Origin of the sequence: Gelidibacter sp., from assembly GCF_039916245.1 — a bacterium.
Lineage (GTDB): Bacteria > Bacteroidota > Bacteroidia > Flavobacteriales > Flavobacteriaceae > Gelidibacter.
The window spans coordinates 1-8,642 of the sequence record NZ_JBDSLS010000130.1; the positions used below are offsets into that span (position 1 = coordinate 1).

Annotated in this window: 11 protein-coding genes; 8 read left to right on the forward strand and 3 right to left on the reverse strand. The window is 36.6% G+C overall.

Annotated elements, in window-relative coordinates; translation table 11 throughout:
* The first annotated feature begins 2 nt into the window (after nucleotides 1-2).
* Nucleotides 3-146, forward strand: a complete 144-nt coding sequence (locus tag ABIQ28_RS06605; RefSeq protein ID WP_348036095.1) for a hypothetical protein — start codon at nucleotides 3-5, stop codon at nucleotides 144-146.
* Between the two features lies 1 nt (nucleotide 147).
* Complete coding sequence (locus ABIQ28_RS06610; protein ID WP_348036085.1) at nucleotides 148-1,917, forward strand: ABC transporter ATP-binding protein; 1,770 nt, start codon at nucleotides 148-150, stop codon at nucleotides 1,915-1,917.
* A 123-nt stretch (nucleotides 1,918-2,040) separates the two neighbouring features.
* Here the strand turns inward: ABIQ28_RS06610 and ABIQ28_RS06615 are convergent, their stop codons facing one another.
* The 3 genes from ABIQ28_RS06615 to folP are packed head-to-tail and all read right to left on the reverse strand — an operon-like array spanning nucleotide 2,041 to nucleotide 4,368.
* Nucleotides 2,041-2,823: a diadenylate cyclase gene (locus ABIQ28_RS06615; protein WP_348036086.1), complete on the reverse strand. Its 783-nt coding sequence runs from the start codon at nucleotides 2,821-2,823 to the stop codon at nucleotides 2,041-2,043.
* A 36-nt stretch (nucleotides 2,824-2,859) separates the two neighbouring features.
* Nucleotides 2,860-3,540, reverse strand: a complete 681-nt coding sequence (locus tag ABIQ28_RS06620) for a hypothetical protein (RefSeq protein ID WP_348036087.1) — start codon at nucleotides 3,538-3,540, stop codon at nucleotides 2,860-2,862.
* Between the two features lie 3 nt (nucleotides 3,541-3,543).
* Nucleotides 3,544-4,368 carry a dihydropteroate synthase gene (folP, locus tag ABIQ28_RS06625; protein ID WP_348036088.1) on the reverse strand — a complete coding sequence of 275 codons (825 nt, stop codon included), beginning with the start codon at nucleotides 4,366-4,368 and terminating at the stop codon, nucleotides 3,544-3,546.
* A 165-nt stretch (nucleotides 4,369-4,533) separates the two neighbouring features.
* Between folP and ABIQ28_RS06630 the strand changes: the two genes are divergently transcribed.
* From ABIQ28_RS06630 to ABIQ28_RS06655, 6 genes are all read left to right on the forward strand, one after another.
* Nucleotides 4,534-5,073 (forward strand): DUF1599 domain-containing protein, encoded by a 540-nt coding sequence (locus tag ABIQ28_RS06630; protein WP_348036089.1) that lies wholly within the window; start codon nucleotides 4,534-4,536, stop codon nucleotides 5,071-5,073.
* A 235-nt stretch (nucleotides 5,074-5,308) separates the two neighbouring features.
* Entirely contained in the window at nucleotides 5,309-5,464 is a 156-nt protein-coding gene (locus tag ABIQ28_RS06635) for a four helix bundle protein (RefSeq protein WP_348036090.1), read from the forward strand.
* Between the two features lie 52 nt (nucleotides 5,465-5,516).
* Nucleotides 5,517-6,611, forward strand: a complete 1,095-nt coding sequence (locus tag ABIQ28_RS06640) for a BT_3928 family protein (RefSeq protein WP_348036091.1) — start codon at nucleotides 5,517-5,519, stop codon at nucleotides 6,609-6,611.
* Between the two features lie 76 nt (nucleotides 6,612-6,687).
* Nucleotides 6,688-7,437 carry a triose-phosphate isomerase gene (tpiA, locus tag ABIQ28_RS06645; protein ID WP_348036092.1) on the forward strand — a complete coding sequence of 250 codons (750 nt, stop codon included), beginning with the start codon at nucleotides 6,688-6,690 and terminating at the stop codon, nucleotides 7,435-7,437.
* An 84-nt stretch (nucleotides 7,438-7,521) separates the two neighbouring features.
* Complete coding sequence (prmA, locus tag ABIQ28_RS06650; protein ID WP_348036093.1) at nucleotides 7,522-8,361, forward strand: 50S ribosomal protein L11 methyltransferase; 840 nt, start codon at nucleotides 7,522-7,524, stop codon at nucleotides 8,359-8,361.
* Nucleotides 8,362-8,460: 99 nt separating this feature from the next.
* Nucleotides 8,461-8,642 (forward strand): ATP-dependent Clp protease adaptor ClpS (locus tag ABIQ28_RS06655; RefSeq protein WP_348036094.1); only part of this gene is annotated, 182 nt, incomplete at its 3' end.

The window sequence follows — 8,642 nt, forward strand, 5'->3', positions numbered from 1 at the left end:
ACATCGGGCTTGGTAAGCTTGATGTTGAAAAACTGCATGACATTATCAAATCAAAAAACAGGAGCGAAGCAGGTTATTCTGTGCCCCCACAAGGATTATATTTAATGGATATTCAATATCCAAATACTATTTTTAACGCTATATAATATGAGTGCTAAGAAGAAAGCCAAAGTTTATGACGTGAATCTCTTCAACCGCTTAATGCAATACATTAAGCCGTATAAGTTGGTGTTTACTTTGACTTTGATATTTGTTATAGGGCTGGCCGTTTTTGGTGCCATGCGACCTTATGTCTTACAACAAGCTATCGACAAACATATCGAACTTCGAGAATATGATGGGTTTATGTACTACATCATCATCATGATTGCGCTGTTGGTTTTAGAGGTCGTATGCCAGTTGCTTTTTATCTATTATTCGAGTTGGTTGGGACAATCCGTGGTTAAGGACATTAGGGTTAAACTGTTCAAACATATCATGAGTTTCAAGATGAAATATTTCGATAACTCTTCAGTGGGGGTCTTGATTACCCGAACGGTTACTGATATGGAACGTATTTCAGATATTTTTGGAGAAGGTCTTTTTATGATTTTCAGTGATATCCTTAAGATGTTGGTCGTTGGTGGTGTCATGATTTATATGAATTGGAAGCTCAGTGTTTTAGTGTTTTTGACCTTGCCGATTGTGCTTTTTGCTACTGCCATATTCCAGAAATATATGAAAGTTGCTTTTGAGGATGTGCGTAATGAAGTTTCCAATCTTAACTCTTTTGTTCAGGAACGTGTGACAGGAATGAAAATCTTGCAACTTTTTACAAGAGAGGAAACCGAGTATCGAAAATTTAAGGAAATCAATGCCCGACACCGAAAAGGTTGGTTGAAAACAGTATGGTATAACTCTGTGTTCTTTCCAATTGCTGAGTTTTTATCGTCGTTGACCCTTGGTGTGGTCGTGTGGTATGGCGGGCTTAATGTTCTTTCAGATAATTTGGCTTCTCAAGGCGATTTGTTTGCCTTTATTATGATGATTCCGATGTTGTTCAGACCTTTGAACCAAATTGCCAACAGATTCAATACTTTTCAAATGGGAATTGTTGCGGCCAATCGTGTTTTTGAGGTTTTGGATACCACCTCGCAGATTGATGATTCGGGACAAATTGAAGCGCCAGAGTTTACAGGAGATATCAAATTTGATAAGGTTCACTTTTCATATATCGACGACGAAGAAGTCTTAAAAGGTATTTCTTTTGAAGTAAAACCGGGGCAAACCATTGCGATTGTTGGCGCAACAGGAGCGGGGAAATCGACCATTATCAATTTATTGAACCGTTTTTACGACATCCAGAAAGGCAGTATTTGTATTGATGGGATTAATATTAAGGATTTGAGCTTAAAATCCTTGAGAGCTCAAATTTCAGTCGTGCTTCAAGATGTTTTTCTTTTTGCAGATACCATTTTGAATAATATTACACTGAACAATCCAAACATTACCGAAGCCGAAGTGCAACAAGCGGCCAAAGATATCGGTATTCATGAATTTATCATGAGCTTGCCAAATGGCTATCATTATAATGTGAAAGAACGCGGCGTCATGCTTTCTTCTGGCCAACGCCAATTGATTTCATTTTTGAGGGCGTATGTGACCAATCCGAGCATCTTGGTTTTGGATGAAGCGACATCCTCTGTAGATTCCTATTCTGAACATTTGATGCAAGTTGCCACTGATAAAATCACTAAAGACCGAACGTCTATTGTCATTGCGCATCGTTTGGCAACCATTCAAAGAGCAGATAATATTATTGTTATGGATGCTGGTCAAATTGTGGAACAAGGCACTCACAAGGAATTACTTCAAAATAAAGATGGCTATTACAGAAACTTGTACGAGGTGCAGTTTTTGAAACAAGAAACAGTTTAGTTTTCTGATTCGCCATTTATATGACCCAAACATGGCTTTTCGATTATCAATTTGTATATGGGAGTAAAAGAGAAGGATTTTCAGAATTAAACGGTTTCTGATAACATTTTTTCCGACAGTCTATTAGGTCAAATCCTTTTTGATCATTGCGATGAGTTCGGCGTTGTCCTTAAACATGACAAATTCGCCATTTTTTATGTAGGAGATCTGTCCTGTTTCTTCACTCACAGCAATAGCCAAAGCATCTGTTTTTTCAGTAATCCCAACGGCTGCTCTATGACGTAATCCAAAGCGTTGTGGAATATTTCGATCACTACTAACCGGTAGAATAACCCGTGTGGCTTTTACTATATTGTCGGCAATGACGATGGCGCCATCATGGAGTGGGCTATTTTTAAAAAAGATACTTTCAATGATAGGCTGGGTTACGGCAATATTCATCGCATCGCCTGAACTGGTTAAAAAGTCGAGGTTGTTATTGCGCTCCAATACAATCAAGGCGCCTGTTTTTGTCGATGCCATTTTTTGGCAGGCCGAAATGATAACATCTACATCGGTTTGTATCTGTCCTTCCGTTTTTAAGAAGCTGAGGTGTCTTAAAAAACGGCGTTTATTTCCGAAATTAGTAGAACCTACCATCAAAAGGAATTTTCGAATTTCTGGTTGAAAAACTACAATTAAAGCAATAATTCCAACATCCATAAACCCACTGAAGATGGAGCTCAATAAGCCCATTTTTAGAAATATGGTCAGTTTCCATATAAAATAGATGATGATAATACCAATAAAAATATTGATGGCAACAGTGCCTTTTACTAGCTTGTACACATAATACAGAAGTATGGCAACGAGGAAAACATCGATAAAATCAATAATTCCGAAATCCCAAATTTTTAGCTGGTCCAAATGTTTTCGTGTTTTTATAAAATTAAAAAAATAGGCTTAATAAATGAATTCGTTTTCGTTTATGGTCACTTTCGATGAGTTTACTTTAGAGAGTGTTGCTTTGAAAGTGATATACTCCTGAAAGTTTAGTTGGTCGTTGATATTTAAAAATAATTCATAGGAGGCGTCTTGTGGCAATGCCTCAATATCTTCTTTTAGATGTTCCAACGATGATTTTTTGATAATTGAATCTTTATAAACACTGACCAATTTGATATCCCTAGCACTTTTAAAATCAATAATGATGCGTTTTTCTCTTGGATTGTCATAGTCTGCGGATATGTTAGGCGACACATAGTTTGTTTTGTAAATCACCTTTGTAAAATCCAAAAAGCCTAAGTTTTTAATGCTCGTATCATTACAAGTATAATAGTTTCTAGAGTTTTCATTTTTGTGGGCTTCAGCATTCCTTTTTTTATCCTGTAACACGATGATTTTAGGAATGACTTGACCTAAAGTAAGTCGTTTATCTACGTTGACGAGCCAATTGGTGGAAGTAATCAAATTCGCACGGTTGAGTTCGAGACTGTCTGTTTTTGTTTCATCATAAAAAATATAAATAGGAGAGACGTCGTGAACTTCCGTTACGTCAGCATGAATTATTTCAGGAAGCAGTATCGTTTTCTCGTTATTACAGGAAAAAGTTAAAAACAGCAAGGGAAGTAATAGATATTTCATGGATTATAAGTTTAGTTGTTGTGTGAGTTGAATGCATTCCATAGCCTCTTTAACATCATGCACCCTTAAAATAGACGCCTGCTTTTGTAGCGCAATGGTGTTTAAAACAGTCGTGCCATTAAGTGCTTCTTGTGCTGATATGTTAAGAGTTTTAGAGATCATTGATTTTCTTGAAAACCCAACTAGAATAGGTTTTTCGAGCATTTTAAATACTTCCAAATGCTTCAATAGTTCGTAGTTTTGAGCGGTGGTTTTTGAAAACCCGAATCCAGGATCTGCAATGATATCTATAATTCCTAAACTTTTTGCAGCGGCCATACGCTCAGAAAAATAAAAGAGAATGTCCTTAATTAAATGATCGTATGTGATGTTTTGTTGCATGTTTTGCGGTGTCCCTTTCATATGCATCATAATATAAGGAACTTTTAGTTGTGCAATGGTCACCAACATATTCTCGTCCATTTTTCCGGCAGATATGTCATTAATCATGCAAGCACCTGCGATAATGGATTGTTTGGCCACTTTGGCTCTAAACGTGTCAATAGAGATTAAAATATCTGGAAAACTGGCGATTAAAATTTTTATGATAGGAAGCAAACGCTCTAACTCTTCGGTTTCACTAATGTGAACAGCATTAGGTCTTGAACTGTAAGCGCCGATGTCAATAAAAGTTGCGCCTTCGATCAGCATCTTCTCGACTTGCCTTAAGATATCGGCTTCGTTTTTATAAGCACCACCGTCATAAAAAGAATCTGGGGTCAAATTTAAGATGCCCATGACCTTTGGGATTGTCAAATCGATAAGCTGTCCTTTACAATTTATGGTCATAATGTTGATTTTGAGTTCTAAGTATGTAATTCAAAATATATGATTAGGCAAAAGTCAAATTTATGGATATTTAGCAAATTTACTTTTATATCGATAAAACTTTGAACCTTGAACTTTGCACTCTGAACTATTTAGGCGAAATTTACGCAAAATTACAAGTTTTCTATGCAAAATACCTCAAAACAATACGATGCTGTGATTGAAAAATGCAGAACTCTTTTTGTTAATAAAATGTCAGATTATGGAAGTGCGTGGCGCATTTTGAGGCTGCCCTCATTAACCGATCAAATTTTCATCAAGGCCCAGCGGATAAGAGGTTTGCAGCAAAATGCTCAACGTAAGGTCGATGAAGGCGAGGAGAGCGAATTTATCGGCATCATCAATTATTGCACGATGGCCTTAATTCAATTAGAAAAAGGGATTGCTGAAAAACCGGATATGAATGTAGCTGAAGCGACCAAACTCTATGACGATAAAATTTCGTTGACCAAACAACTCATGATGGATAAAAACCATGATTATGGTGAAGCTTGGCGTGATATGCGCGTCAGTAGTTTGACCGATTTGATTTTGCAAAAGCTATTACGAGTCAAACAAATTGAGGACAATGCCGGCAAAACTTTGGTAAGCGAGGGCATCGTCGCCAATTATCAAGATATGATTAATTATGCAATTTTCGCCTTAATTTTGCTTGAACAAAATTAAGGCAATATTCAAAAATATTAAATTCCAAATTCCAATAGATGAACGAAGAGAGAATTTATAATCTGGAAGAGCGAACTTTTGAGTTCGCAAGGGACTGTAGGTTGTTTTTGAAAAAATTAAGCAGAACAATTTCCAATATTTAGGATTCTAAGCAATTGGTAAAATCCTCGGGTTCAGTTGGAGCAAATTATATCGAGGCCAATGAAAAACTTGCGATAAGGATTTTTTATTTAGATTGAAAATATCAAGAAAAGAAGCAAAGGAAAGTAAATATTGGTTACGATTAATCAAAGCAACAAATGAAGATTTTCTTGTAGAAATTGAAAAGCTAATCATTGAAGCAGAAGAATTAAGACAAATTTTATCAGCAATAATAAATAAAGTACAATAGTTTTTCAAATATCCATTTATTGGAATTTGGAATTTTAAAAATTGGAATTTTCATGAAATATTTAGTTCACATTAGTAGAATATTAGTTGGTATCCTGTTCATTATTTCAGGTTTTGTAAAATTGAATGACCCTTTGGGATTTTCATATAAACTGCAAGAGTACTTTGGAACCGATGTTCTAAATCTGCCGTTTCTGGAGCCTTATGCTTTGGGGATTGCTGTGATTGTAGTGGTTTTTGAAGTGGTTTTGGGTATCTTTTTGCTCATCGGTTACAAACCAAAATTTACCGTATGGAGTTTGTTGTTGATGATCGTTTTCTTCACATTCCTAACTTTTTATTCTGCTTATTTCGATAAAGTAAGAGAATGTGGCTGTTTTGGAGACGCACTTCCTATGACACCATGGCAAAGTTTTACCAAAGATATTGTGTTGTTGGTTTTAATTTTGATCCTCTTTTTTGGTGTCCAACATATCAAGCCGATTTTCAGTAAGCTGGGAACTACGGTTGTGGGCCTTGCAGGATTTTTAGCCTCGCTTTCGTTTGCTTATTATGTGTTGATGCATTTGCCAGCCATCGATTTTAGAGCTTATAAAATTGGCGACAACCTGCAACAAAATATGGAGCTTGCACCAAATGCCAAAAAAGCGATTATTGATTACGTTTGGACCTATACGCTAAACGGAGAAGAAAAAACCTTAACTGATCGTGGGCAAGGACCATCAAAATATGATGAAATTGTCAATGTAGAAACCAAAGAAATTCAAGCCGCTGATCTTCCTAAAATTCAGGATTTCTCCATTGAATCTGAAGATGAAGATTTGACTTCATATTTCTTAGAAAAAGATAAATTGCTCATGATTGTTGCTTACAATCTGAAATCGTCCGAAAAAGAGGGGCTTGAAAAACTGAAGACTCTTTCTGACGAAGCGCTTAAAAAAGGTTATACGGTTATTGGATTGACCACTTCTGATGACGCTACAAAGCAAGCTTTCAAGGCACAGTATGGATGGGGTTTTGATTTTTATCTGTGTGATGAAAAAGTGTTGAAAACCATTGTGCGTGCCAATCCGGGTGTTGTTGTTCTAAACAAGGGCACGGTCATGCAAAAGAAACATTGGAATGATATTGAGGATTTGAAATTGTAAAATAAAATATAAATTAAATAAAAATCCTTCCCGTGCCTGCATTGAGCGCAGTCGAAATGAGAAGGTAGAATAGGATATGAGAAAAAAAATAGTAGCAGGAAATTGGAAAATGAACAATGATTTGGCACAAACCGAAACGTTGATTACAGAACTTAAAGCGCAATCCAATCCAGCGGAGGTTGAGGTCATGATTGCGCCTTCTTTTACGAATCTTTGGCAGGCGTTCAATTCATTGAAAGATGATTCGATTGAAGTGATTGCTCAAAACATGCATTTTGCTGAGTCTGGTGCTTACACTGGAGAAATCAGCGCAGCAATGCTTAAAAGTCTTGGTATTAAAACCGTGATTTTAGGACATAGCGAACGTCGTGCTTATTTTAATGAAACGGATGAATTATTAGCTAAAAAAGTAGATGCTGCATTAGCAAATGACATGCGCGTTATTTTCTGTTTTGGAGAAGAACTGGCCGATCGTAAATCGGGTAACGAAGAAGTTGTTGTTGAAAGTCAAATAAAGAATGCGTTATTTCATTTGGGCGCTGATGCTTTTAAACATATCGTTTTGGCTTATGAGCCGGTTTGGGCCATCGGAACTGGTGAAACTGCAAGTCCAGAGCAAGCGCAGGACATGCACGCGTTTATCAGAAAAACAGTGGCTGATACCTACGGAAACGACGTTGCGAATAATGTTTCTATCCTTTATGGAGGCAGTTGTAAACCATCAAACGCTAAAGAAATTTTCTCTAAACCAGATGTTGATGGTGGTTTAATTGGCGGTGCAGCACTTAATGCGGCCGACTTTTATGCAATCGCTAACGCATTTTAGTTTTATAAGAAAATCATTCAATCAACGCAAGGCTTCTAAATGAAGCTTTGTGACGTTATATTCATATTAAATCATAAGTAAAAAATGTCCAACACAATATATATCGGATATCAATTTAAGGTGGAGCCTTTACAGCCGGGAACGGAAATTCTGATTGCCGAATTGGGCTACGCAGGTTTTGAAAGTTTTGTTGAAACCGAAGAGGGCGTGACCGCATACATTCAAAAGGACGAATGGAATGCGAATATTCTTGATGATATCTATATTTTAAGTTCAGATGAATTTAAAATTTCGTATTCGTTTGAAGAAATTGAACAAGTCAACTGGAATGAGGAATGGGAAAAGAATTTCAATCCTATTGTGGTCGATGGAATCTGTTCAGTGCGTGCACCATTCCACGAAAAACCAAAAACTGAATACGATATTGTTATCGAGCCTAAAATGAGTTTTGGAACTGGCCATCATGAAACCACGCACATGATGATCCAGCATATTCTAAAAAACGAATTTACTGGTAAATCGGTGTTAGATATGGGATGTGGAACTGGTGTTTTGGCAATTTTGGCCGAAATGAAAGGAGCTAAAACTGTTGACGCCATCGATTATGACAATTGGTGCTACCTGAACAGTTTGGAAAATGTGGAAAGAAATAACTGTGCGCACATCACTGTTTTGGAAGGGGATGCCAGTTTGCTTACAAATCAAAAATACGATACCATCATTGCTAATATCAACCGTAATATTCTATTGAATGATATGGCATCTTATGTGAAATGCCTGAATCCGAAGGGAACGCTTTTCGTCAGCGGTTTTTATAACGACGATATTCCAGCCATTGAAGAAGAATGTAATAAATATGGATTGACCTGCGTTGAAAGTTTGGAAAGAAATAATTGGGTTGCTTTAAAATTCGTAAATTTGTAGAATGCTGAAAATAAGTAGAGTAATACTTCATTGTTACAGCATCAATTATTATAATTATCTACTGCAGACTGTGGACTGCGGACTGAAGACTTAAGAAAAATGAGTACAAAAGAGAAAATTCAGGAAGACCTTCTCGTTGATACCTTAGAAAAAAACCAGAACGAGATCGTATTGTATAATGACGATGTCAATACATTTGACCACGTAATCGATACACTAATTTATGCTTGTGACCATACGCCGGAGCAAGCGGAACAATGTTCCATATTAGTGCACTACAA

Coding starts and splice junctions, on each gene's coding strand:
- prmA (WP_348036093.1), top strand. CDS start 7,522: ATGTCCAACACAATATATATCGGATATCAATTTAAGGTGGAGCCTTTA.
- ABIQ28_RS06620 (WP_348036087.1), bottom strand. CDS start 3,540: ATGAAATATCTATTACTTCCCTTGCTGTTTTTAACTTTTTCCTGTAAT.
- tpiA (WP_348036092.1), top strand. CDS start 6,688: ATGAGAAAAAAAATAGTAGCAGGAAATTGGAAAATGAACAATGATTTG.
- ABIQ28_RS06630 (WP_348036089.1), top strand. CDS start 4,534: ATGCAAAATACCTCAAAACAATACGATGCTGTGATTGAAAAATGCAGA.
- folP (WP_348036088.1), bottom strand. CDS start 4,368: ATGACCATAAATTGTAAAGGACAGCTTATCGATTTGACAATCCCAAAG.
- ABIQ28_RS06610 (WP_348036085.1), top strand. CDS start 148: ATGAGTGCTAAGAAGAAAGCCAAAGTTTATGACGTGAATCTCTTCAAC.
- ABIQ28_RS06640 (WP_348036091.1), top strand. CDS start 5,517: ATGAAATATTTAGTTCACATTAGTAGAATATTAGTTGGTATCCTGTTC.